Below are 22,557 nucleotides of genomic sequence, written 5' to 3'. Positions count from 1 at the left end.
GCGCCATCGGCCGGGCATGGCGCTAGCGGAAGATTCTGGAGGCCGGCTAGGTCGCCACACTCACGGATCTCGCCGCCGACGAGGGCCTGTCCGACCGCTACTTTGGCCACCTCAAACGCCTCGCCTGGCTTGCGCCCGAAGTGATCGGGCGCCTCGTCGTCCACCGCGAGCCCTGCACGATCACGATCGGCGACTACAGCGGCAGGTTTTCCGGTAAACTAGGCGCGATTGATACGCCACATGCTTACCCCCAGTCAAAATCACAACTCTACGAAAAACTCTGAAGAAGGAATGAAACTTCAAAGATCGCACCAGCAAAGCAGTCAGAGTAATGGGGAAAACAGCCGCGAAATTGGAGCGCCAACGCGAACTCTCCAAGGTTGCTCCATCAGTGTCTTTGTGAGTTCAAACGACCGCGTAAAGTCAGCGTCGAGCATCGCGTGCAACTGGGAAGCCGCGCGAGTGTCAAAAAGCATTGCCATGGCCTCGAAGTTCAAACGGAATGAGCGGTTGTCCATGTTTGTTGTGCCCACTGCCGCCACGGCATCATCGACCAGGACGACTTTCTGATGCATGAAGCCTGCATCGTATCGAAAGACCTTGACCCCCGCGTCGCGAATTTCGTCGAAATACGCAAAGGCTGCAAGCCAGGGCACTTTGTGGTCGACGACTTCGGGAACAAGTATCCGGACATCAACGCCACGCAGTGCGGCGAATTTCAAGGCCGCGATCACGTCGGTGTCCGGCACGAAATAGGGCGAGGCAATCCAGATGCGGTCTTTGGCCATGGAAATGCAGGCAAAGAAAAACAACGCCCCGGTTTCCATCTCGTCCCCCGGGCCGGTCGCCATCAGCATCGCGGCCATGTCATCCCCGGCCAGGGGGGCATCCCAGAGCAGATCGTCAAGCAGCACCTCTTCGGTGGCCCAGTGCCAGTCCTCGGCAAAGATCAGCTGCAGCTGTGACACAATCGGCCCTTGCAGCCGGGCATGGGTGTCGCGCCAGTCGCCAAATTTCGGGTCCAGTCCTTTGTACTCGTCGCCGAAATTCAGCCCGCCGGTAAAGCCGGTCTTACCATCCACGATGATTGTCTTGCGGTGGTTGCGGAAGTTGAGGTGAAAGCGCGTCCGGGGCCCGGGCATTTTTTTGGGGTCGACGAATTCTACGCCGCCCGCACGTAATCGATCGAAGTAGGTTGCGGGCAGCGCAATCGAGCCGACCGCATCGACGAGGAACCTAACGCTAACGCCCCGGCCTGCCGCCGCGATCATTCGCTCGGCCAGTGCGCGCCCCACACCGTCGTCCTTGACGATATAGGATTGCACCAGCACATAATTCTCGGCCTCATCGATAGCATTGAAGATGTCTGCGAATGTTTCCTCGCCATCGACAAGCAGCCGCATGGAATTGCCGCGCACTGCCGGAAACCCGGAAATCGCCTCCAGCGGCCGGGGCGACACCGGCAGCGGTGCCACGGGCCTATACGTTTCAGCATGGACGCGCAGGCCTTCCATCACGCGTTCGCTGCCCTTGCGCGAAAGGATGAATCCCCGGTATTTGTGATGGCCCAAGAATAGGTAAAGTGGCACGCCCAGGTAAGGCGCGGCGATCAGCAGGATGGCCCAGCCCACCGCCCCTTGCGGCGTGCGTGCGGTTTGAACGGCGCGCCAAGCGAAGAAGATGGCAATCCCCTCGAGGACAACCAGAAAGGCCAGGATAAACTCAGTCATTGAGGTCCTCCTTGTCCGGGCCGGGCGTCTGATGAGGCGCCGGGGAAACCGTTTTTATCGTTTGGGTCGGATGGGCCAGTTGGGTTCCCACTTCTGCGACCAGAGACAGGATTTTCAGGCTGAGGTTTTCGCTGACGCGCAGAAAGTCTGAATAAGTCGGCGATCGGCTACGCCCGTAGAACAAAATATCTATCGAATGGTCGCTCAGCCCCGTGACGCGCACGTAGCACGGGGCGTCATCCGAGGTATCAAAATCGCCGCTTTCGTGCATGTAGCGCTGCAGCCCGTCGCGAACGGCGATCACCTGACTTTCGCTGGCAGAGAGCACCAAGCCGAAGGTCATCATGATCCGACGATGCTTCATCCGGGAATAATTCAGCACAACGCTGTTGGCCAGTTCCGCGTTCGGAACGAAGCGTGGGATCTGGTCAAATCCAACAACCAGAGTCGAGCGCAGGTCCACCCGCTCCACAACACCGGCGACCAAACCCTCAACATCAATCGTATCTCCGGACACGAAGCGCTCTTCGCTGCTGTTGGTCATGCCGGCAAGCAAGTTTCTTACTAGGTCTTGTGAGGCGATTGCCAGCCCCGCGCCAAGCACGCCGACACCCGTCAGCGCACCAGAAATGTCGATCTCCCAGACCTCGAGCAATGCAGCTAAACCAAAAAGAACAACTGAGAACTGTGTCACTCTAACAGTCCAGTCCTGTTCGAGACGGATAGACTTCGCGTGTTCTTCACTGCTCAACATGGAAACGAATACGGCCGCCAATCGATACCAGCCAGAAAACACCGCAATGATGCATATCGATGTCAACACTCGACGCAAAAATCGGGAGAGTAGTTCCGGAGGCTGGATAATCTCTAGAACTATAAACATAGCAAAGGTGACGAGAAGCACTTGAACGGCTTCACGCAGCTTGCCGCGTATTTCCTCTGATATTGCGCTTTCGAGGCGCCGCATGAGAAAACTCAGAAGCTGCAGCACACAATTTGCCAATGGCTTTCTAAAAACGTACACCAAAACAACGAAAGCCAGTAAACTGATCGCAAGAACTGGATCGATGCTCTCAACCCAAATGGATATGTTTTCTGCTGTTCTCTCTATGCTTGATTTCCCAAAAGTGTTGTCCAGATGAGTGGTCACAGCAAAAGACTTCCCATAAATTACACTCGCCAAGCAGCCTGATTTCATGATCCTTGGCTGATCACTGTCCGAAAAACTACAAGTTCTAAGCCTATTTTGCCCGCCCTGGTTTTGGGGCAAGTGTTACGCTCGCAGTATCGATAATCGGCGCCAAAAAGTTTAGAGCAGCTGGTAGATTGAAGGCAGGAGCATGCGCTAGCTTTTGTCCTTTTTTGAGCTCTCCGTGGTGTTCCGGATCACTGCGCTGACCACGCTGCTTGCAACTTTGGGGGCGATGGAACCCAACGGGTCATTCGCCATTTTCTTGACGGCTTCCGCCGTGGCCTTGGCTTCTTCGGAAAAGGCTCGGATCTCGGCCTCGATGTCTTCAAGGGCCATGTCCCGCACCTCTGCAACCGGTGCTGTTTCCTGTTCCGCGCTGGACTTACCTGCAATCGAAATCAAGATCGCGGCGACGATCAAATTCGCCAGCGACACAACCAAAGCCGCAATTGGCGCCGAAACACTTTGCGAAAGCGCCAAGTATGCCGACGCGTTCAACATGATCAAACCGACTGCCGCAGCGATACCCGCCGCCGCCATCAGACCGGTTTGTCGCCGCAATACGGCCAAGTGCCGCTGAGCGATCAGTCGCTCGGAACGCAGGACGATAGAAACGTTTCTGGAGATGCGGTTCATAACAAGTTCCCTACTTTGAGCGACCGATCAAATATCCTAGAGCGAATACCCCCAATGTAAGAAGCAGGGGATGTTTGCTCGGCAATTCTTCGATTTGTGCCAAAAGCTCAGAAAGCTCGCTGTCCCACCCCCCCGGCTCCCGCTTTTCATCGGTGTTGTCGGGCACTTTCTGCGTTTGCGCTGATGAACCGCCATTTTCCTTGAGCTTCTCGCGAAGAACAGCCAGTTCAGCTTCGAGCTCAGCTTTTGTCGCCATGGGGCGATCTCCCATTTGGTTGCGTTGTCCGAGGTCGAGGCACGTGAAACCGGACACTTTATAAGGCAGAGACACTTCTGCTCATTCAGCGCAGGACGTTTCCATCGCCACTCTTGCCGGGAACCATGCCCACGGCCCCTTTCGCTGCGCGCGGTCGGGGCAGCTCGGACCTAAGACTTCTTGAACTTGTCGTAGGCCGCCTTCATCTGCAGGCCAATCGCCCGCGCCGCCTCGCCCACTTCCTCGGCGCTTTTTTCGAACTCGTCGCGTGTCAAGAACTTGTCCCACTGAGCGGTCAACTCTTTCCATTCGTCCTCGGCTTCCTTCGTCGCCAGGTGCAGTTGGAGCCGCAGCTCGTCTCGACGCCGCTGCAGGTCCTCCATTAGATCCTTGATTTCCATACCCATTCCTCCTGTGTCATCACATGCTGACAGCGTAGTGCCGTCTTGAAAATACATCAAACCTTTACTTTTGGCGATCTGCGAACCTCGCTGCGCCATGATCGCCGTGTCACGCACGAGCAGAAGATTTTTGCGTATGGAGCAACCAGCCGAATGCAGCTAGGATCTTTCGCCAGAGGCCATTTGCCTCAAAAGGAAAAGGCCAGACTCACGCTGACGAATTACGCTGAGGTCAGCCCGCGCTCGCGACCCAAGGACAGGACCACGTAACATGGACCAAAACACGCCTACCCGACCAGCTGCGACCTTGGCGTTTTGGGCTTACTCTTCAATTGTTGTGGGAACTACCGTTACAGGGCTTTTTGTTCTTAAAGAGCTGCTGATACCTCTGGCCATTTCTGGCCTGCTATTCGTACTCATTGTATCTGTCATTGATCGTATCGCAGCAATTCGGATCGGTGGCCGTTCGGTTCCGATTTGGCTGTCATATGTTTTGGGCTTCTTGCTTATCGTGGCCGGTATCCTCGCTATCTTGAGTGTACTGTCGGCTCAGGCAAAGGAAGTGGCAGCCGCGGTCCCACGATATCAAGACCGGTTCGCCGGAATCCTTGCGAATATCGTCGAGATCATTGGGGACGATAATGCAAACGCGGTTGTCAACGTCATCCAGGACTTGGATGCCTCGGGGTTTGCAGTGGAAACGGTCAGCTCGGCCAAGACGTTCTTGTCCGGCGCTTTCTTGGTTCTCCTGTACTTGCCGTTCATGTTGATTGAACGCCGCCCAATGCGGGAAAAGCTGGCAATCTCTGCCAATGATCCAGAGCTGGGTGCGGAAATAGGCAGGACCGTCATTCACATCTCAGAGTCCCTGCAACGGTATGTGGGCATCAAAACATTTGTGAGCGCTCTAACCGGGCTTTTGTGCTATGCGATCATGAAATCCGTCGGCCTAGACTTTGCCGAAACGTGGGGCGTCCTGACGTTCGCCCTGAACTTCATTCCGTCAATTGGTTCGGTACTGGCCGTCATTTTCCCGGCGGTTGTGGCGCTGGTCCAGTTCGATGGCTATTCCGCATTACTGATCATCGTTCTGGGCTGCGGAGCAGTCCAATTCGTCATCGGCAACATTTTGGAGCCTGCTCTTACCGGGAAATCTCTCAACTTATCCCCGATGATGGTCATTGTCGCCTTGACGACATGGACGACGATCTGGGGTTTGCCTGGCGCTTTTCTCAGCGTTCCCATTACGGTTTGCGTAATGATAATTTTTGCCCATGTTCCCGGCCTGAGATGGGCGGCGATCTTGATGTCTGGCGACGGAAGGCTCTCGACACACGATCAGGAGACAGCGTCCGTTAGGCCCACAATCGAAGATGCTGAGAATAGCTCACAGACGGATCTGGAGATCGAGGCCAATCGGCTTAGGGAAGAGTATGAAAAGAACCGTGCCAAGTGAGCCGGAGAGCGCCAGTCAGTCTCGAAGGTCTGCTTGCGTCCAACCCCGCGCTGTCTTTCGACACAAATAAAGATGAACCGGGACTATCCTGAGCTGCGACAGGGGCTCTGTGCCGCGCCACCGCATCTTTCCCTGCGGTCGTTTCGGGCTTACTGTCTTTAACATTTCGCAAGTGACGCGAAAACAGAAGGTGCCGTCCCCTCCCAACGATGAAACGCCTCTGAAAAACTCTGCCTATGTTCAAACCCCAATAGGTCACTCGTCTCGTTGATCGATCGTCCAGCAGCAAGTTCTATCCGTGCTTTTTGGTGCACAGCAGTTTTTCTAAGATCGCTGAATGTCGTTCCCCTATTTTTTAGGCGCAACTGAAGGGTGCGCGCGTTGGTGTCGAGCAGATAAGCTGCCTCGGACAGTCGAAGCGGGCGAAAGCGCGTGTTCAAAGCCGCGGCGTTCATCTTGTTGAGCAGCAGGGCTAAGTCCGCGTCGTTTTCAAGTTGATCCAATTCTTCAACGATCAAGGGCAAGAAAGCGTTTAGTTCCGGGTTCGAGAATTTCAGGGGGCTTTTCAGCAGATGTTCATCGAACTCCAAAGCATTTTCCGAAGCAGATACGAACCGCTGTACTTTTGGAAACACGCCCAGATGTGCGCACGAAGCACCCGGGAAAAAAATTTTCAGATCAGCGTTCGAGGTTCTATCCGATAGACAAACCAGATAGCAAAGCAATGAAATCAAATACTTGGAGCTCTCGTCAAAGCCATCGGGAACAAGCGGCGCAGTAGACACCGATACTCGACAACGGTTTCGTTGCAAGCGAATGTTTATTTTCCCTGCGCTGACAAGGCCGTCCATTAGCCGCTGTGCTGTTTTCAACGCTGTCCATAAAGTGTCGGAGTGGATGCAGGCCTTTCCGAATAAACCTAGTGTTCCCAAATCTGGTGCCATTCCGGCCCGTAAGAGCAGATTTCCATCCTCGTCATCGGAACCGACACGCGCCAAGACGTGCAGATAGTCGAAATAAGGCAACCGGGCCTCGGCAAACCATTGACCAACACTGTCTCTCAGGTCCCGCCTGATCCGCGCCGCCTTAGAGGGATGCGTCTTTGAAAAGAGCTCAAGGGGCGCGCGCACGAGCGCCAACCGGACCTTTGGAGAATCCTCCACCTCCGAGAGCTTAGCATTCGATTTTTGCGCGTTCGCCGACATGTCTCAAGCCCTTGTGATCTAATATGTTCTACAGAATCACCGCATGCAGAAAAGCAGATAGCGTGAGTTCGAGTTTAGAGTGCGGCAACGCGGTATCAAAGCGTTTCGCCTTGTTTCCGGCGGTTGGCCTAATGGGCATTGCCTGTTGGGGTTGGAATGCGGAGGCTCGATCGGGCTCTGCATGAACACCTTCAAGTGATCCGGGAAGGATTGGCCAGATGACCCTTGGGAAAGCTTCCCAAAAGATGCTTCGACGGAATTCTTACAGGGCCCGAGCAGTGTCGCCGGGGCAGGCAGCAGGCATAACCGGAGCGGCGTCTGCGAACGTTCCGATCAAAGCGTTCATATTGTTCGCTTCGATCTGTTTGTCCCTGACTGCGGGTGTCGCCCTGGCGTCGCCGGACAGCGAAAACCAAGCCGCTGCCCAAGCCAACAATCCCCTGGCGGACATCCGTGCGCTCAACCTCCAAAACTACTATGTTGGCGCGTTCAATGGCGTTCCGAACGGCTCAGGAAACCAATTCGTTCTGCGTTATGCGCAGCCTTTGCAGATCGGAGCTTCGAACTGGCTAGTACGAGCCTCGCTTCCGATGAACTCTCTGCCCGTCGGTCCGGGTTTCTCAACCGTCTCCGGCATCGGCGATTTGGATATTTTTGCTGCCTATCAGTTCGACACCGGAAACCCTGCAACCAGTTTTGCCATCGGGCCTCAGATCGTGGCGCCTACAGGAAAGAACGGTCTTGGGGCGGACCAGTGGCAATTGGGTCTTGCCAACGTTTACTTCAACGCGATTTCGCCATTGTTTCAGTACGGTTACCTGCTGACCTACCGCGGAGGCGTCGGTGATACGAATGGCAAACCCCGTGCCAGCGTGACCGCATTCCAACCCTTTGTTTTTTATCAGCTGGGCAAAGGTTGGTATTCAGGTGGCGCCCCGATTTGGAGCTACAATTTCGAGAACGACAACTATGCAGTCCCGCTGGGGCTGAGGCTGGGTAAAGTGACCCGGCAAGACAAGACTATCTTCAACGTTTTTGTCGAACCCCAGTACTCCGTTGCCAGGCGCGGGGCCGGCGTGCCGGAATGGCAGATCTACCTGGCTTTGAACATGCAGTTTCTCAAATAGCCGGGTTCCCCCGTTTCCATCCACAAATGAACCAAAAGAGGAGCAATTTTATGGAAAAGTTTGTAGCAGTCGTGTTCGACTCAGAAGAAGCCGCTTTCAAAGGGGCGGAGGCGTTACGGGATCTGCACCGGAACGGTGAACTGGCGGTATACGCAGCTGCCGTGATCGGTAAAGACGAAGACGGACAGGTCGCGGTCAAGAAAGCCCAGGACGAAGGCCCGATCGGCACGGCCTTCGGAATGATGATCGGCGCCATGGTTGGTGTTTTGGCCGGACCCGCTGCTATCGCGTCTGGCGCGGCCGTCGCGGGGACCGCCGCTGCCAGCCAGGCCGCGCTTGGCGGCATGGCCATGGGAAGTATGACCGGTGGTCTTTTTGGCGTTTATCGCGACCTTATGGTTTCCGGCGTAGACATGACGATGCTCGATCAGGTTTCCATTGAGTTGCTTCCGGGCAAATCTTGCATCGTTGCGTCCGTCGACGAGATATGGACGGCCCCCCTCGACACCAAGATGGCTGAAATCGGGGGCACAATTTTCCGCAAACCCCGCGTCGATGCGGTCGATGAGCAGTGGGAAGCGGAAATGCGTGCCATGGACCGCGAACTTGCTGAACTGGACGAAGAGTTGCGGGCTTCCCACGAAGAAAACAAGGCCGCGATCATGGCCAAAGTTGATACCGTGAAGGCGCGGATCGCGGAAAACAACAAGAAGATCAATGAGCGCCTTGACGCAATGGATGCAGAAATGGACGCGCGTCTGGATGCTCTTGACGAGCAGATCGCCAAAGCCTCTGCTGAACGAAAGGCAAAATTTGAAAAGCGCAAGGCCGAGATCAAGGAAGAGTACCAGGTCCGCAAGGAAAAGCTGAAAAACTCTGCCGAATTGGCGCGCGAGGCGTTGAAACCCTGATTTCGTGGTGGCTCCCGGACAGGTCCAAAACCGCAAATCCTTTCTATTCCATTGGGTAGAGTATCTGTCGGGAGCATAAAAGTCGGGAGACACGCAAGAACCAAGACAGGCTGGGCTTTTCGGTCAATCCTATCAGATCTTCTGGAAAGCCCACCCAATCAACTCAGGAGGTACAGACATGCAAAACAGGTTTCTTTGGGTTCTCATGGGGATTGTATCTCTGCTGGGTGGGTTATTTGCCCTTGCAAATCCGGTATTGGCCAGCGGTTTCGCGACCTTAGTGATAGCTTTTGTCTTTGTGGCCTTCGGCGTCGCTCAGGTGATCGCCGCCTTTCGTGATGAAACAAACACCGTAAAGTTCTGGACTATCCTTCTCGGGATCATGTGGTTTCTCATCGGCTTGATGATCTTGGGTCGGCCTTTGATGGGCATGGTGGTTCTAACCACTTTGATAGCAATTGCGTTCCTGTTTGGCGGCGCGGCCAAGATCGCGTATGCGTTTGCTCTTGAGGATCGAAAAGCTTTCTGGATGGTCTTGATCTCCGGTGTCGCCTCGCTTGCGCTTGGCGTCATTATCTTCATGGATTGGCCGGTTTCCGCTGTCTCGACTCTCGGCATACTTCTCGGGGTAGAGCTTGTCGCCGACGGTGTGTCTTCGTTCGCCTTGGCGTTTAGCAAGGGCAAGACAAAAGCAGCGGCAACTTAAAGGGACCGCTTCATATCGGACGATAGTAATTCCGTCATCATCGGGCAGTCCATGGATAAATCCGCCGGAGAGAGCATGAACGCCGCCGTTACTGTCCGTTCTGGCGAGATCGCGCAACAGCAAGGCAATTAGGCGTAACTGTCGGAAAGCACTGTCGGGCATCGCCCGAAACAAAGGAGGAAATCATGTTATTCACCAAGATAACCAGAATGTGCGCCATAGCGGCGACAGCTCTGGGACTAACGTCCGCGGCCGCTATGGCGCAAAACACGGAAAAACCCAATATTCTCGTGATCTGGGGCGACGATGTCGGCATGTTCAACATCAGCGCCTATAACCACGGAATGATGGGTTATCAGACGCCAAATATCGACCGTCTGGCGGCCGAAGGCGGAATGTTCACCGACGCATATGCTCAACAATCCTGCACAGCTGGTCGGGCCTCATTCATTCTAGGCCAACATCCGTTCCGTACCGGTCTTTTGACAATTGGCATGCCCGGGTCCAAGCATGGAATGCCCGAATGGTCACCCACGATCGCCTCGCTGCTCAAGAACCATGGCTACGCCACGGCACAGTTCGGCAAGAACCACCTCGGTGATCAGAATGAACACCTTCCAACCAACCATGGGTTCGATGAATTCTTTGGCAACCTCTATCATCTCAACGCAGAAGAGGAGCCTGAGGGCTACTTCTACCCGAAAGACCCCGAGTTTCGCGAGCGGTATGGCCCGCGTGGCGTGATCAAGGCATCGGCGGACGGTCAGATTGAGGATACTGGCCCGATGACCCGTAAGCGCATGGAAACGGCCGACGAGGAATTCCTCGCAGGCGCCCTGGACTTCATCGATCGCTCGGTGGAACAGGACAAACCCTTCTTCGTTTGGATGAACACAACGCGAATGCATGTCTGGACTCGCTTGAAGCCGGAAAGCGTCGGATTGACCGGAATGGGTCTCTATCCGGATGGCATGGCAGAGCACGACGGCCATGTCGGACAATTGCTCGACAAGCTTGACGAACTGGGAATTGCGGATAACACAATCGTTATCTACTCTACCGATAACGGCGCCGAGAAGGTTTCATGGCCAGACGGCGGCATCACCCCTTTCCATGGCGAAAAAGGCACAACCTTCGAGGGCGGTTTTCGCGTTCCACAGTTGATTCGTTGGCCTGGCACTGTGAAACCGGGAACGAAGTTTAACGACATCATCAGCCATGAAGACTGGATGCCGACACTTCTCGCAGCGGCCGGCGAGCCGGATATCAAGGAGAAGCTGCTGCAGGGCCACACGGCGAACGGCAAGGATTTCCGGGTGCATCTCGACGGCTACAATATGATGCCGTATCTCTCGGGCGAGGTCGACGAGAGCCCACGCGACCGGATCTTCTACTTCTCAGCCAACGGTGAACTGAATGCGGTGAGGTGGAATGACTGGAAGGTGCATTTCGCAACGCTGGAGGGGAATATCACTGACGCCGTGCGCTTCGCTTCGAACTGGCCCAAGATCGTTCACTTGCGATCCGACCCTCTCGAAGAAATGTGGCTGGAATCGGAAATGTACCTGCGATGGATGGCGGATCAGATGTGGCTCTTCGTGCCGATCCAAGAAGAAATCCGTGATTTCATTGCGTCTATGGACGGTTACCCTTTCCGAGAGGGGCAGGTCTTGAATGCCAGCGGCATCAATTACCAGTCACTGCGAGCGTATCAGGTTTTGAAGGAGATCACTGAAAAGGGTATTATTGCACCTGCATACCAGTGATTAGGCCCAAAAAGACTGATTGCGGCGTGCCTCATTGGGATGCCGTGATCAAAAAACCATCAAATACGAGGAGAGGCAAATGAAGACGCTGTATTTGGTTGCGGGCCTCTTAACGCTTCTCTCCAGTACATCAAGCGCGCAAGAGAAGCCGCGCTTGGTCTTGCAGATCACCGTCGATCAGCTGCGTGGCGACCTGATCGATCGCTACGGCCAGCACCTGGGAGAGGACGGGTTTAGCCGCCTGATCGAAAGCGGCGTGCATTTCGTCGATGCCCATCACCGACATGCGAACACTGAAACTATTGTCGGACACACGACGCTCGCCACCGGCACGGATCCGGCGATCCACGGCATGGTCGCGAACCTGTGGTTCGACCGGATCGGAGGCTCGCAGTTTTACAACGTACAGGATCCCGACTTTCCGCTCGTAGGCGCCGAAGGCGTCGATACCGACGCCGAGATCGACCCCACCCAGCGGGCCGCGACGACGGATGGCCGCTCGCCCCGCAACATCCTGACGTCCACGATCTCAGACGAGATCGCGCTGCATTTCGGCCCCGAGGCGAAGGTCTTTGGCGTCTCTATCAAGGATCGCGGTGCTATCTCGATGGCAGGGCACGCGGGCACCGCTTACTGGTTCTCGAAGTCGGAAGGACGGTTCGTCACCAGCACGTTCTACCGGGAAGCCTACCCGGATTGGATTACCGAGTGGGAGGCAAAGGGCGTCGTGGCGCGCTACGCCGACACCGCGTGGGAGCTGTCCGCCACGCCAGACGCCTACATGTTCGGCACCCGCGACGATCAGCCATGGGAAACCGATTTCCCTGGCTTCGGACGAACGTTCCCGCACGCATTCGGCGCGGCGGACGACAAGTATTTCACCACGCGTCTGACGCTGAGCCCCGCCGGCGACGAGATCACTGCCGACTTCGCCAAGGCGCTGATTGACAACGAGGGGCTCGGGCAGGACGATGTGCCCGACTACCTCGCCGTCAGCCTGTCTTCCACCGACTATGTCGGCCACATTTTCGGCCCCTCCAGCCTGGAGTCAGAGGATAACATTCTGCGGCTCGACCGGACGCTGGCCGACTTGCTGGCACATATCAACGACCGTGTCGGGCTGGACCGGACGCTCGTGGTTCTGTCTGCCGACCACGGCGCGCCAGAGCATCCAGACTACCTCGCCACACTCGGCATCGAAGCTGGGACCTTCGACTTCGAGCGCATCGACACCGAGCCGGGTTTCGTGCGCCTGACTGCCGAATTCGGCGAGAGTCGCGACCTGATCCTCAATTTTTCCAACCCTTACTTGTATCTCGACACGGAAGAAATCGCGGCCCGCGGCTTAGACCGCGTCTTGGTGGAGCGCGCAGTGGCAGAGGAACTGGAGCGGCTGCCAGGCATCGCCCATGCCATCGCCAGCTCAGACCTTCGCGTGGGAGCAGTGCCACGAGGCAAGATCCAGGACGCAGTTCTGGCCAACTTCCACCCCGACCGCTCGGGCGACATTTACCTCGTCTTCGAACCGCACTGGTTCATCGCCGATTTCGACGGGCTGCATGTGGCCTCAGCCCACGGCTCGCCCTGGACTTACGACACGCACGTACCAATAATTGTCACAGGCCCTGGCATACAACCTAACCGGGTCTTTCGAAGGGTTGAAACGGTTGACGTTGCCCCTACCCTCGCAGCCTATTTGGGCACAAAGCCGCCCTCAGGTGCGCTGGGCCAGCCGCTTGTCGAAGCGCTGAGGTAATCTGCGAAAATGAGCTTGATTGCCGCTGTCGCCTTCACCTCAGTATTTCTTGCCGCGACAACGGTTGATGCTACCGGCGCCGTCCTTTCGCTCGATTTTGGCGGGATGTCGATGGGACTTTTCGGTGGATTGGCGCTATTTCTTCTGGGAATGAACTTCCTGTCAGATGGCCTCAAGAACGCTGCCGGCGACCAGATGCGTGTTGTGCTCCAGAAGTTCACCAAGAACAGGGTGATGGCCGCCATCACTGGTGCCGGCGTGACAGCCGTGGTCCAGTCTTCGTCCGTCACCACAGTGCTTGTGGTAGGGTTCGTGTCCGGCGGTGTCATGTCACTGCAACAGTCTGTTGGTGTGATCATGGGCGCCAACGTAGGGTCCACCATGACCGCTCAAATTGTGGCTTTTAGTGTTGAAGAGTACGCTCCGGCGATGATAACGCTGGGTTTCTTCACTAACTTCATCGCCAAAAAGGACCGAACCAGGCATCTTGGCTCTATCCTTTTGGGTCTCGGCCTCGTCTTTTTCGGGATGGGCATGATGAGTGCCGCAATGGTGCCTCTGCGTGGCTACGAGCCATTTCTCCGCCTGATGCAGTCGATTGCGGAAAGCCCGTTTCTTGCCATACTTATTGCGGCGCTCTTCACTGCGCTAGTGCAATCCTCTTCGGCCACTACAAGCATAATCGTGGTTATGTCCAGCGAGGGTTTGGTTTCCCTAGAGGCTGGAATCGCCATGGCGCTCGGCGCCAATATCGGGACATGCGTGACAGCCGCTTTGTCCTCGATCGGTAAACCGCTGGATGCGCGTCGTGCAGCGGCAGTACACGTCATTTTCAACGTCGCGGGTGTTTTGCTATGGTTGCCCCTGATTTCGTTCCTCGCCTCGCTGACGGTCTCTGTTTCGCCTAGCTACCCGGATCTTGTCGGTGCGGAGCGCTTGGCCGTTGAAACCCCGCGGCAGATTGCGAATGCGAACACGCTTTTCAACGTTATCAACACGGTGATATTCCTGTTCTTCACTCAGCAGATCGCCGCCCTTGCCATCCGCCTGGTGCCAGAGTCGAAGTCTGCAGAGGCAACCGTTTCTGTCGTTCCGGAGTTTCTTGACGACGCGCTCCTGAGCACGCCAGTCATGGCGCTGCAAGCCGCGCGTGAAGAGACGGCACGGCTAGGAGGTCTCGCCCAAAACATGCTCGACGAGATTTGGGCAGTTGTACAATCGGGGGACAAAGCCAGACTCGACGAAGCCGAAAGCCAGGCAAAAACGGGTGCGGCCCTGCTGCCACAAATTACGCGTTTTTTGGCGCGCGTTGGTGAAAGCGAACTGCGTGAAGCGGATGCAGACGAACGGGTCAATCTCGCCATTGCAGCCACCGAACTCAACATGGTTTCGGAGATCCTCAATGTTCGGATTTTGCCCGTTCTCCGTACGATACGTTCTAATGACGAAGAATTAGGACTCTCCGATATGTATAAGTTGATGGAAATGTCGGTTCGGGACGCCGTCAGCGCCGTTCGCGACAGAGACAAAAACGCAGCTATGCGTGTGCTCGGATACAAGGATGCCGGAGAACGGGCCTTCGCATCGCTTGCTGCGGCACAGGTTTTGACGACCGATGACAAGGTAAGGGCCGAAGATTTACGCCTGCGGATTGAGCTTGCCCAAACGCTGCGCGTGCTCATGATGATAACCCGTCGCGCCGCCCGAACGGTTCTTCGTAGTGGCGACGATCAGGATTAAGGGTGCTGTCAGACAAATTCTAACCAGTCTCTACAAGGACAGGATGCTTGCCCCCTATTCGGCGCAGAGACCGCGCCACTCGGCGTGAGCAGCGGCGCGGGTCAGCTTGAAACTTGGTCTGGAGTAGAGGCTGCGCTCCGAATTGAACAGGTTGTAGACCGAAGCGTGGACGGCCGCGAATTTCTGCAGACTTCGCATCCGCCGGAAGCGCAACATCGCCCGTTCTCGTCGTAGAAGTGAAAAGTGTGAATTCTCTGCGCGATTGTTCAACCACCCACCGGTTTGCTGGCGGTGGCCAGAGCCAATGTCCTTCAAGGCAGCACCGTCGGATCTGAGCCGATCGGTCACGATCACTTCGGGGCGACCGTGCTTGCGCATTGCTTTTCTTAAGAATTTCAGCGCAGCTTTCTTGTCACGCGTCTTCGTGACGAAGCTTTCCAAAACCTCGCCTTCGTGATCAACCGCACGCCAAAGTTAATGGCGTTCACCGTTGATCTTCACGAACAATTCGTCGAGATGCCAGCGCCACTTGCTGGAACACATGCCGTCGGTTCGACGTTTTCGGATCTCACTGGCGAACATCGGTCCGAACCGATGTCACCAGAACCTCACCGCCTCGTGGCTGACGTCGATCCCGCGTGCATTCAGAAGATCCTCGACGTTGCGCAACGAAAGTGGAAACCGACATACAGCATCACCGCCAAGCGGATGATCTCTGGGCTCGTTTTGAAGTAGCGAAACGGGGATCGTGTCGTCATAAACTGACGCTACAAATCAGACCTCCACGTCTCAAGCCGTCTTCTATAACAGAGCTCCAAAAGGTGTATGTGCGCAGCGACAAGAACGCCCGCTTGGGGCTCAGTGCGGACGTTGAGCGAAAAATCGCGAATGGCAACTATGCGCACAAAGCGGACGCTCAATCGTTTGATTTTCGCCCCGATTTGTATTCTGGAAGTTTGGCCAAAGCCGACTTCAAAGCGTCACCCCATCTGTCAGAAACAACGCGCAAGTACTGGTCGTCGGACTCGAATCTTGACCGCGTGCCGGCCGTAAGACTGTCTTCCTCGTAGAGAAGCAGGTCAAGCGGAGCCCCGACAGACAGATTGGCCTTAATCGTGGAGTCAAAACTGACAAGCAAGAGTTTCACGGTTTCCGGAAAACTCATTTCCGGATCGTAGGCACGCACCAGAATCGGGCGGCCATATTTTGTCTCACCGATCTGAAAGAACGGGGTGTCGTCGCCGGCCTCGATAAAATTGCCTTCCGGGTAAATCAAAAACAGACGAGACGGGCCGCCCTTGATCTGGCCTCCGACAATGAGTGTCGCGTGAAAAGCACTGTCCGCTTGCTGACCAGACCGGGCATGCCCCTCGATGACGTCGTTCAGCGTAGCCGCGACCAGTTGCGCAACTTGAAACATTGTGGGCGCCTCTAAGATCGATGGTGAACGATCTGCCGGCGCTTTTGTTCGTTCTTCCAGAAGGCTTATCGTGGCCTGAGTAGTGGCCAGGTTTCCGGCCGTCAGGATTGTGATCGACCGGTCCCCTTCGACTGTCCAGTTGAACATCTTGTTGAAGGTCGAAACATTGTCCACGCCTGCGTTCGTGCGCGTATCCGACATGAATACCAGCCCGCTATTCAGCCGCATGCCAACAGCATAGGTCATCATGTTCTCCGTTACTGCTGTGCGACTTTCAATTGCACTGTCAATTGCTCGCCCGCTGTCCCAATTCTATTCCCTATTACCGGTGCGGCTTGGGCATAGTCCAGCCCGGTTGCGACGCGTACGTATCGATCGTCAGGTGAAATCCCATTTGAAACGTCAAACCCTACCCAGCCAAGCCCGTCCAAATGCACTTCGGCCCAAGCATGGGTCGCGTCCTGAAGTTCTGTTTCGTTCATCATCAAGTAACCCGATACATAGCGTGCCGGCACTCCAATCTGTCGTGCGCATGTAATGAAGATATGCGCATGGTCCTGACACACACCGCGCCCAGCTTTGAGTGCATCTTCTGCGCTCCAGCCCGGGTGCGAACCTCCAATTTCATACGCGACCTGAGCTCGAATTGTTTCGGACAGAGCATGTAGCTGTTCCAGCGGTTCACCTTTGGGCAACGCGCCTATCAGTTCGGCAACCCCTTTCCCCGGCGTTGTCAGAGGGGTGCGCCTTTTGAACAGCCACAAAGGAGTCGACCCTTCGTGAGGCCCCAAGACGCCGTGGGTGTCTTCAACCTCGACCACACCCTCGGAGATCAACGAGATACTTTGGGTGTTTGCGTCGAAACTGATCAATTCCACGGTGTTACGATGGTAGTCTTCAAACACCAGCTCTTTGCGCCCGCCGGTGATTTCGGTGTTCCAACTTTCAATGCTTTGATTGCGAAAAGACTTTGGTGTCTTCCTCAGCTGTTGCAAACCGAAGGGAACCGGCGCGTCGAAATCGTATCGTGTCTCGTGGCGTATATGCAGTTTCATTGGTCACTCATAGAACCGGTAATCAATTTCGATCTGGCGGCTCAAGTCCCCGAGATCCTTCAAAAAGTCCTGAATGTATTCGTGCAGCCCGAGGTCAAAGATATCGGTAATCTGCCGGTCGAGATACTTCTCGGAAAGCGCGTTGGCCGCCGTAACGGACGGACCCGCAAAGCCATAGTCTTTGCTGAGGTAGGACAGGTTCTCTTGAATCTTCCTACAGCAGAAATGCAGGCTGCGGGGCATCCTCTGATCAAGGATCAGAAACTGCGCAATTTCCGACGGCCGGGTGTTCTGGCCGTGGGTCATGCGATAGCCACCGCCTGCCCCAACGGACCGCAGGATACTTTCCCACTGGATGTTGTCCAGCGACGAGCCGACCGAGAAGGCCGTGGGCAGAAGGACATAGTACTTCACGTCCAGGATACGCCCGGTATTGTCGGCCCGCTCGACAAAGGTGCCGATCCGGGTGAAATCGAAAATATCGTTGCGCAGCATGGTCCCAAGAGTTGCGCCACGAACCAGAGCGGCCTGTTGACGAATAAGTTCCAGCGTTGCCGGCAGGTCCCTCTCATTCACGCGGCGCTTCATGGCTTGATCAATCTGCATCCACGTGGCGTTCACCGCACTCCAGACATCATTGGTCAATGCGGTTCGAACAAGGCGCGCGTTGTCCCGCGCCTGTTTGATGACCGACTTGATCGAGGATGGATTGTCGGCATCACGCAACATCCAATCCACGGCATTGTCTTTCGAAATCTCATCATATTTGGCGCTGTACCCGCTGAAAACGCCGGCAGTTTTCAGAACCGAGCCCCATTCCGCATCGGAATTCTTTGTCCGGGTCAGCGCCATCCTCTGGCCTGTTTCCAGCAATCTGGCCGTATTTTCCGCCCTCTCAAGATACCGGGACATCCAGAACAACCCGCCAGCAGTTTTTCCCAGCATGGTCAGTCCTCCAGAACCCAGGTGTCTTTGGTCCCGCCGCCTTGGCTTGAATTAACGACCAAGGACCCTTTTTTCAGCGCAACGCGCGTCAGGCCGCCGGGGGTGATCTCGATCCCTTGCGGGGACACCAGAACAAACGGCCGCAGATCGACATGCCTGGGGGCAAGCCCCGAACGGGCGAAGATGGGCACCGTCGAGAGAGACAATGTGGGCTGAGCGATGTAGTTCGACGGCCGCGACTTGAGCTTGTCACGGAAGGCCGCGATCTCTTTCTTGCTGGCGGTCGGACCGATCAGCATCCCATAGCCGCCCGACCCGTGCACCTCTTTGACAACAAGATCCGACAGGTTGTCCAATACGTAGGACAGCGACTCGGGGTCGCTGCAGCGCCACGTAGGAACGTTTTTTAGCAGGGGCTTCTCGCCCGTGTAGAACTCAACGATTTCCGGCATGTAGGAATAGATCGCCTTGTCATCGGCTATACCTGTTCCCGGCGCGTTCGCAATTGTGATGCCGCCAGCACGATAGACATCCAGAATACCCGGCACGCCCAATGCGCTGTTGGGGTTGAAATTCAGCGGATCCAGGAACTCGTCATCAACCCTGCGATAAAGTACGTCGATGGGAGTATAACCTCTGGTGGTGCGCATGCAGACTCGTCCGTCGACAACCCGCAGATCGTGGCCTTCGACCAATTCCACGCCCATTTGATCAGCAAGAAACGCATGTTCGTAGTAGGCTGAATTATAGATGCCGGGGGTTAACACCGCGACAGTGGGTTCTCCGTCTGCTACAGTTGGTGCGCAGGCAGCAAGAGAACGTCTCAGATTACGGGGATAGTCTGAAACATTCCGAACATTGGTTGCGCTAAAGAGTTCGGGGAACATCTTTAGCATCGTTTCCCGGTTCTCCAACATATAGCTGACCCCGGATGGCGTACGAGCATTGTCTTCCAGAACGAAAAACTCGTCTGGTCCGGTTCGCACCAGATCGACGCCGACAATGTGCGTATAGACCTGACCAGGCGGTGAGACACCAAGCATCTGTGGCAGGAAGGCCTCGTTTCCGGCAATCATCTCAACCGGCACACGCCCGGCCCGGACAATTTCTTGACGGTGGTAAATGTCATGTAGAAATGCGTTGATTGCGCGCACCCGCTGTTCGATACCGCGTTCCAACCGCTGCCATTCCCGCGCTGAAATAACTCGTGGCACGATATCAAACGGTATCAGACGTTCTTCGGCCTCGGCTTTGCCGTATACGTTAAAAGTGATGCCCGTCAGCCTAAAAACTTTTTCGGCTTCGCGCTGTTTCGCCCTCAGTCGTGACACGTCTTCCGCGTTGAACCAGCGACCGATCTCTTCGTATGGACCTCTGAGTGATCCATCGCCGTTGAACATTTCATCAAAATACTCACTCATACTTTAAGTTTTACGCATAGATCAGATTTTTCAAGTCATTCAGGCTTGGTTGGAAGCTGTCTTCGGAAGGAGCGTCTAATTTTCAGGCGAACTGGATAATGTGATGATCTTAACAACATGGCGTTATTCGCGTTTCCAGTTGAAGTCACATTCAATGTTTTGTGCTGCATCTGAACGTCCGCTTTGGGCTCCGTGCCGACGGTCAGCCCGAATTGCGCGATACAAAGCTTCCTAATGTCGAATGTCGGCGCATCAGGCTACGCCATTGAAACCGAAAGGCAGTCTCGATTTCTTCAATGGCGGCTTTCGGGGCTGGGCTGCAGCTCGGACCGTCGCAGCGCCGCGAGACCGCTCTGAGCCCACTCCGGACGTGGCCTCGCAGGGTCCCCTGCAAATGCAGCATGGCCCCCTACATTTGGTTGCTGCGATACAGCGGGAAAAGCAGTCATTAGTTGCCGGCTCAGCGAGATTTGAGGTCGCGATGTCCGAGATGCGGACGATGCGGTCACCTGGAAACCAGCTTGAGTGCCCCTTACTCCAACGCCTCGATTGCAGGGAAGGACCAGTTACCGTTCAAGATTTCTTCACGAGGTTCATATAGCCGAATGGTGTAGTTCCAACCTGGCGTAATAGGAATGCAATTCAAGCGCCCATCCTCGCAGGCGCCAAAATTGATGGTAATGCTGCCGTCGGAATTGGGTTCGGCTGTTACGTTATTGAGGCTGTTGCGGCCGAGATCGTTTGCTTCCAGGTAGCCGTCGGCGTTGTACACAGTGATTGACCAGAACGCGTCAACCGGTACTGCATTCAACGTGACCGAATGTGGTGTTACGCCATCATTTGCATCGACGCTGTCGATCTCATAGAGCGCCGCAGTGCGTGGCAGACCGCCCCAGCCGGCGGCGGCACCAACCAGGTGATCGATAGGCTTTGTTTCTCCCTCGGTACCGAACGAGTAAAAGCTGCTGAAACCGAGTTCGGCAAGGTTGCTTAGGGCCGTGCGTGCAAGTGCCAAATCATCCAGATCCCAATCCGGTGCCTCGAACGGACCTGCTCCACCCCCAGCCACGACAAGGCTGTCCTGAGCGGCATGTGCCTCTAACACATCGTCAGGATCGTTGGCGTCCATGAATATTCGTACAGTCACATAGGCAAAACGAGTACCAACGTTTTCTTCGGTCAGCGTGTATGTCCCAGGCGCGGTTTCGACGTACATGTAGTGATCCTGGTTGACCACATGCATCGAGATGTATCGCTCGCCCAAATCGGGCAGAGTGAATTCAACCGGATCGGACAGGTCCAGGACAATCCCGGAGTAGAGCGTGTCCTGGTTCATCCGGATAACCGGTTGGTTGTCCGGGGTCGTCGGTTTGCGAACGTGGATCAATTCTCCAACGCCCACGTCAAAAGCGGCCATGTTGGCACGGAACATATGATCCGTCTCGGCCCGGACAAAGGTGTCCAGCGTCACTGGTTCGGCAACAGCCAGAGATGGGGCCAGCAGCGCAATCGGAATCAATTTCTTCAACATTTTAAGCGCCCTTCTCAATCCACAGGTTGCGCAACGGGGAAGGTCCAGCTTCCATCTAGGACTTCCGGGCGGGGGCGATACAGGCGCACCACATAGTTCCAGCCCTCTGTGATAGGTAAGCAATTCACCCGCCCGTCGTCGCAGGCTCCAAGATGGATGGTCATGCTTCCGTCAGTATTCCGCGCGCCGGTGACGGAGTTGATGCTGTAGGCGTTCAGAGCGTTCGGTTCATAGAAGCCGTCGGCGTTATACATGCTCACCGACCAGAAAGCATCCACCGGCACGTTCTGCGGCACTTCGATCTTGTACGCACCGACGGGCAGACCTGGGAAAAACGCCGGGTAGAATGCTTCCTCTTCCGGAAGCCCGCCCCAACCGGCAATCGTGCCAAGCATGTGACGTATGGGGTGGACGTTTTCCTTTTTGCCGAACATGCGGGAACTGTCTGGAACGAAACCAAGAGCACCGAGCGGTAGCAGCTGTTCGACTACCGCCTCAAAGGCGTCTTCATCGTAGTTTGGGGCCACGAACGCGTTCGAAGCGTTGGCCTCGATTGTCATCGCGTCCTGGATCGCATTGACAGCCGCCACATCCTCTTGGTCTGCGGCATCGACAAGCACGCGGAGATAGACAATCACGTAAGGGGTGTCGAACGTTTCCATGTCGAGGGTATAGGTGCCGCCACCGAAGAACACCTCGTTTATGAAGTGATCCTGATTGACAACCATTGCCGTCATGTAGCGATCCGCAACGTCTGGAAGGATCAACGTCGCGCCCTCGCTTATGTCGACAACCGCGGTGCTGTAGAGCGTGTCGCGGTTCATCCGGATCGTCGGTTGGTTTTCGACCGGGGTCGGTTCCCGGAAGTGGAAAAACCGATTGATGCCACCCGCGAGCGACACGTATTTTTGAAGCTCAAGGTCAGTGGCGGCCCGAATGAAATTGTCCGAGGTGATCGGCACCTCCGCACTCTCGATCAGGCCCTCGAGGGTGTTCGTCGTCGTCTGCGCCTGCCCCGTTGTTCCGACCATTACTGCCAAAGCCAAGGCAGTTAGACTTACTCGCATCGCAACTATCCCCTCGTTCCATTGACAAGCCAATATCTACGTTTGACCTTAAAGTTCTTTGACATGCGTCAAGCGCAACGCCTTAGGAACAAGCCCTTGGTTCCAATTTGCCGGTTCGTTGGACCGCTAGGGTCAGGACTCATAACCAGTATATGACGAGAGCGGCAAGGGCGATGGCGGACAGGAAGACTTTCGGGCATCTGTCGTAGCGGGTTGCCACCCGCCGCCAATCCTTG

The 22,557-nt window shown here is 55.7% G+C and carries 19 protein-coding genes and 2 pseudogenes; 7 read left to right on the top strand and 14 right to left on the bottom strand.

Features of this window, described 5'->3' with window-relative positions; translation table 11 throughout:
- Positions 1 to 323: 323 nt before the first annotated feature.
- The 5 genes from cls to AC2FME_RS15860 all read right to left on the bottom strand — a co-directional run bounded on the left by cls (position 324) and on the right by AC2FME_RS15860 (position 4,215).
- Positions 324 to 1,730, bottom strand: a complete 1,407-nt coding sequence (gene cls / locus AC2FME_RS15880) for a cardiolipin synthase (RefSeq protein ID WP_496800955.1) — start codon at positions 1,728 to 1,730, stop codon at positions 324 to 326.
- A complete protein-coding gene (locus AC2FME_RS15875; protein WP_496682468.1) occupies positions 1,723 to 2,880 on the bottom strand; it encodes a mechanosensitive ion channel family protein in 1,158 nt (385 codons plus the stop codon). The genes cls and AC2FME_RS15875 overlap by 8 nt, the downstream gene beginning before the upstream one ends.
- 195 nt (positions 2,881 to 3,075) lie before the next feature.
- A complete protein-coding gene (locus AC2FME_RS15870; RefSeq protein WP_496682466.1) occupies positions 3,076 to 3,558 on the bottom strand; it encodes a hypothetical protein in 483 nt (160 codons plus the stop codon).
- Between the two features lie 10 nt (positions 3,559 to 3,568).
- A complete protein-coding gene (locus AC2FME_RS15865) occupies positions 3,569 to 3,814 on the bottom strand; it encodes a hypothetical protein (RefSeq protein ID WP_496682465.1) in 246 nt (81 codons plus the stop codon).
- A 170-nt stretch (positions 3,815 to 3,984) separates the two neighbouring features.
- The gene (locus AC2FME_RS15860; protein WP_496682463.1) at positions 3,985 to 4,215 is read right to left on the bottom strand and encodes a hypothetical protein; all 231 of its coding nucleotides are present in this window, start codon (positions 4,213 to 4,215) and stop codon (positions 3,985 to 3,987) included.
- A gap of 271 nt (positions 4,216 to 4,486) precedes the next feature.
- On the opposite strand from AC2FME_RS15860, the gene AC2FME_RS15855 reads away from it, so the two are divergent.
- A complete protein-coding gene (locus AC2FME_RS15855) occupies positions 4,487 to 5,671 on the top strand; it encodes an AI-2E family transporter (protein ID WP_496800954.1) in 1,185 nt (394 codons plus the stop codon).
- Positions 5,672 to 5,829: 158 nt separating this feature from the next.
- Here AC2FME_RS15855 and AC2FME_RS15850 read toward each other — a convergent pair whose 3' ends face one another.
- A complete protein-coding gene (locus AC2FME_RS15850) occupies positions 5,830 to 6,876 on the bottom strand; it encodes an AraC family transcriptional regulator (protein ID WP_496800953.1) in 1,047 nt (348 codons plus the stop codon).
- 218 nt (positions 6,877 to 7,094) lie between these two features.
- Here AC2FME_RS15850 and AC2FME_RS15845 point away from each other — a divergent pair, with 218 nt between their 5' ends.
- The 6 genes from AC2FME_RS15845 (at position 7,095) to AC2FME_RS15820 (ending at position 14,882) form a co-directional block, all read left to right on the top strand.
- Entirely contained in the window at positions 7,095 to 8,003 is a 909-nt protein-coding gene (locus AC2FME_RS15845) for a hypothetical protein (protein ID WP_496800952.1), read from the top strand.
- A 50-nt stretch (positions 8,004 to 8,053) separates the two neighbouring features.
- Complete coding sequence (locus AC2FME_RS15840; RefSeq protein ID WP_496800951.1) at positions 8,054 to 8,914, top strand: hypothetical protein; 861 nt, start codon at positions 8,054 to 8,056, stop codon at positions 8,912 to 8,914.
- A 178-nt stretch (positions 8,915 to 9,092) separates the two neighbouring features.
- Complete coding sequence (locus AC2FME_RS15835) at positions 9,093 to 9,620, top strand: HdeD family acid-resistance protein (RefSeq protein WP_496800950.1); 528 nt, start codon at positions 9,093 to 9,095, stop codon at positions 9,618 to 9,620.
- A gap of 185 nt (positions 9,621 to 9,805) precedes the next feature.
- The gene (locus tag AC2FME_RS15830; protein ID WP_496687009.1) at positions 9,806 to 11,386 is read left to right on the top strand and encodes an arylsulfatase; all 1,581 of its coding nucleotides are present in this window, start codon (positions 9,806 to 9,808) and stop codon (positions 11,384 to 11,386) included.
- Positions 11,387 to 11,465: 79 nt separating this feature from the next.
- Positions 11,466 to 13,142: an alkaline phosphatase family protein gene (locus AC2FME_RS15825; protein ID WP_496800949.1), complete on the top strand. Its 1,677-nt coding sequence runs from the start codon at positions 11,466 to 11,468 to the stop codon at positions 13,140 to 13,142.
- A 9-nt stretch (positions 13,143 to 13,151) separates the two neighbouring features.
- Positions 13,152 to 14,882: a Na/Pi cotransporter family protein gene (locus AC2FME_RS15820; RefSeq protein ID WP_496800948.1), complete on the top strand. Its 1,731-nt coding sequence runs from the start codon at positions 13,152 to 13,154 to the stop codon at positions 14,880 to 14,882.
- A gap of 54 nt (positions 14,883 to 14,936) precedes the next feature.
- Here the strand turns inward: AC2FME_RS15820 and AC2FME_RS15815 are convergent.
- The 8 genes and pseudogenes from AC2FME_RS15815 to AC2FME_RS15780 form a co-directional block, all read right to left on the bottom strand.
- Positions 14,937 to 15,640: pseudogene (locus tag AC2FME_RS15815) on the bottom strand (IS6 family transposase).
- A gap of 158 nt (positions 15,641 to 15,798) precedes the next feature.
- Complete coding sequence (locus AC2FME_RS15810; protein WP_496710978.1) at positions 15,799 to 16,548, bottom strand: proteasome-type protease; 750 nt, start codon at positions 16,546 to 16,548, stop codon at positions 15,799 to 15,801.
- Between the two features lie 11 nt (positions 16,549 to 16,559).
- Positions 16,560 to 17,357 carry a transglutaminase family protein gene (locus AC2FME_RS15805; protein WP_496687002.1) on the bottom strand — a complete coding sequence of 266 codons (798 nt, stop codon included), beginning with the start codon at positions 17,355 to 17,357 and terminating at the stop codon, positions 16,560 to 16,562.
- A 3-nt stretch (positions 17,358 to 17,360) separates the two neighbouring features.
- Positions 17,361 to 18,302, bottom strand: coding sequence for an alpha-E domain-containing protein (locus tag AC2FME_RS15800; protein ID WP_496687001.1), 942 nt, complete (start codon positions 18,300 to 18,302; stop codon positions 17,361 to 17,363).
- A 2-nt stretch (positions 18,303 to 18,304) separates the two neighbouring features.
- Positions 18,305 to 19,723 (bottom strand): circularly permuted type 2 ATP-grasp protein, encoded by a 1,419-nt coding sequence (locus AC2FME_RS15795; protein WP_496710949.1) that lies wholly within the window; start codon positions 19,721 to 19,723, stop codon positions 18,305 to 18,307.
- Positions 19,724 to 20,255: 532 nt separating this feature from the next.
- Positions 20,256 to 21,254, bottom strand: coding sequence for a DUF1214 domain-containing protein (locus AC2FME_RS15790; RefSeq protein WP_496800947.1), 999 nt, complete (start codon positions 21,252 to 21,254; stop codon positions 20,256 to 20,258).
- 14 nt (positions 21,255 to 21,268) lie between these two features.
- A complete protein-coding gene (locus AC2FME_RS15785; protein ID WP_496800946.1) occupies positions 21,269 to 22,285 on the bottom strand; it encodes a DUF1214 domain-containing protein in 1,017 nt (338 codons plus the stop codon).
- A 175-nt stretch (positions 22,286 to 22,460) separates the two neighbouring features.
- A pseudogene (locus AC2FME_RS15780) lies at positions 22,461 to 22,557 on the bottom strand (IS5/IS1182 family transposase); the annotation flags it as partial.

This window comes from Ruegeria sp. BHSC026, assembly GCF_059613065.1.
Note: the sequence above shows the minus strand (reverse complement) of the source record. Positions and strands in the feature narration are given on the sequence as shown.